Below are 1,815 nucleotides of genomic sequence, written 5' to 3' on the forward strand. Positions count from 1 at the left end.
AATTTGGGGTGGGGGGGGGGGGGTGGGGGGGGGGGGGTGTGGGGAATTTTACCTCCGCCCCTGTGCCCCCCTGCCTCCCCTGCCCCCTCTGCCCCCATGCCCAATTAAAGAACCCCACCCGGGGCGGGTGGGGTTTTGCGATTCCGATTTCGGATCAAACCGATGGGAACGGATTAGTCGAGGTCGGGCATCGCCAGGACGGGTTCAGTCTCGCGATCGATTCCCTTCTCGAAACCGGCGGCGGCGGCGCGGGCGCGACCGGCGTGCCACAGGTGTCCGACCAGGAAGAAGAAGCCGAGAATGAAGTGAGAACCGGCCAGCCAAGCCCGGGGGTTAACGTAGTTGAACCCTTGAGCTTCAGTGATGATCCCGCCCACGGAGTTGATGGAACCGTTGGGGGCGTGGGTCATGTACTCGGAAGCCCGACGCACTTGCCAGGGCTGGATGTCGTTCTTGAGCTTGTTCAGGTCAAGACCGTTGGGGCCACGCAGGGGCTCAAGCCAGGGGCCTTTGAAGTCCCAGAAGCGCATGGTTTCACCGCCGAAGATGATTTCGCCGGTGGGGGAGCGCATCAGGTATTTACCCAGACCGGTGGGGCCTTGGGCGGAACCGATGTTCGCACCGAGTTTTTGGTCGCGAACCAGGAACACGAAGGACTGAGCTTGAGACGCCTCGGCGTTGGTGGGGCCGTAGAACTCGCTCGGATAGGCGGTGTTGTTGAACCACACGAAGGCGGCGGCAACGAAGCCCATCAGGGACAGCGCGCCCAAGCTGTAGGAGAGGTAAGCTTCTCCAGACCAGATGAAGGCGCGGCGGGCCCAGGCGAAGGGCTTGGTCAGAATGTGGTAGATACCGCCGAAGATGCAGATCAGGCCAACCCAGATGTGACCGCCAATGATATCTTCCATGTTGTCCACCCCGATCAGCCAGCCTTCGCCGCCGAAGGGAGCTTTGAACAGGTAGCCGAAGATGACCAGCGGGTTCAGGGTCGGGTTGTTGATGATCCGGACGTCACCGCCACCGGGCGCCCAGGTGTCGTAGACGCCGCCGAAGAACATGGCTTTGAACACGAGCAGGAGGGCACCGCATCCCAACAGGATCAGGTGATACCCGATGATGTTGGTCATCTGGTTTTTGTCCTTCCAGTCGTAGCCGAAGAAGGAAGAATATTCTTCCAAAACTTCGGGGCCGCGGACGGCGTGATAGATACCGCCCAAACCGAGGACGGCGGAGGAAATCAGGTGAAGCACCCCCACCACGAAGTAGGGGAAGATGTCGATGACTTCACCGCCAGGGCCGACGCCCCAGCCCTGGGTGGCCAGGTGGGGGAGCAGGATCAGACCTTGCTCGTACATGGGCTTTTCGGGGACGAAGTGGGACACCTCGAACAGGGTCATCGCCCCGGCCCAGAAGACGATCAGGCCAGCGTGGGCAACGTGGGCGCCCAAGAGTTTTCCGGAAAGGTTGATGAGACGGGCGTTGCCAGCCCACCAGGCGAAGCCGGTGGATTCCTGGTCGCGGCCGCCCAGGTAAGAAGTGCTAGAGAGCGTTACCACGTGGTAATACCTCCTCAGGGAAGACAAAGTTTTGGTGAGGTTGATCGGCTGGAGCCATCCAGGCGCGAATTCCCTCGTTGAGCAGAATGTTCTTGGTATAGAAAGTTTCAAACTCGGGGTCTTCTGCAGCCCGCAGTTCTTGCGACACGAAGTCGTAAGCCCGCAGGTTCACGGCCAGACCCACGACGCCGATGGAACACATCCACAGGCCCGTCACGGGGACGAACAGCATGAAGAAGTGCAACCAGCGCTTGTTGGA

The 1,815-nt window shown here is 60.7% G+C and carries 1 protein-coding gene and 1 pseudogene; both read right to left on the bottom strand.

The genetic code is table 11. The features are described 5' to 3' along the window. Nucleotides 1-173 precede the first annotated feature (173 nt). Nucleotides 174-1,556, bottom strand: a complete 1,383-nt coding sequence (gene psbC / locus AC0QHF_RS00185) for a photosystem II reaction center protein CP43 (RefSeq protein WP_324702176.1) — start codon at nt 1,554-1,556, stop codon at nt 174-176. Further along, a pseudogene (locus tag AC0QHF_RS00190) lies at nt 1,540-1,815 on the bottom strand (photosystem II D2 protein (photosystem q(a) protein)); the annotation flags it as partial. The pseudogene AC0QHF_RS00190 and the gene psbC, both read right to left, overlap by 17 nt.

It is taken from the genome of Lyngbya sp. CCY1209 (genome assembly GCF_055795065.1).